1 protein-coding gene is annotated in these 822 nt (G+C 43.8%); it reads right to left on the bottom strand.

The window, feature by feature from the left end; all coding sequences use genetic code 11:
- The coding region (locus A3729_RS05135) for a histidine kinase dimerization/phospho-acceptor domain-containing protein (RefSeq protein WP_156497683.1) at window positions 1–822 on the bottom strand (822 nt) is incomplete at both ends.

Genomic DNA, 822 nt, shown 5'->3' with positions numbered 1-822 from the left:
TGAATTTAATCGCATTACCCACCAGGTTTGATAGAATTTGCCTAATTCTTCCAGGGTCCCCTTTTACCAGGCTATGTTCAACATCAACAACGTCAATAATCAATTCAACATCGTCTTCACAAGGGCGATGACCGATGGCTTCAGAAAATTCGCCAATCATTGAGCGCAAGTTAAACTCTAGAACTTCAATATCCAACTTGCCGGCTTCGATCTTGGAAAAGTCCAGAATATCATTGATCACAGCGAGCAAAGAATGAGCACTCGATCGAGCTAAGGTCACTTGATGATGCTGCTCTTTATTAAGCTCACTATTAATTAGCAGCCCCAACATACCTAAGACACCATTCATTGGTGTACGTATTTCATGGCTCATGCTGGCTAAAAACTCGCTTTTGGCTCTAACAGCAGACTCGGCCTCATCCCGGGCAACGATAAGCTCTTTAGTCTTCTGCTCTAATGCTGCCAATGCATACTTAGATTCTTGATCACTCGCCTCTAAAGCCTTTTCATGCATTTGCCTCATTACCAGCATATGATTGAACGCTTCAGCCAAGCGTCCTATTTCATCATTGCTATCAATCTCGACTCGCTGATCCATCTCTCCTGCCGCAACAGCCATTGTTGCTTCTGCAAGCTTTGTAATGGGCCTAGAAACTCGTCGTGCCTGCCACAAAGCCAAGACAATACTAAGCAGCCCGGTCAGTATGACAAATACCGTTACTATCTGTTTTAGCCAATACGCCGAAGCCAAAGCTTCTTTCTTATCTACCTCGCTGATCAAACTCCACTCAATATTAAATATGCGTACCGAGTGATGAATAC

The organism is Oleiphilus sp. HI0043 (assembly GCF_001634935.1).
Note: the sequence above shows the minus strand (reverse complement) of the source record. Positions and strands in the feature narration are given on the sequence as shown.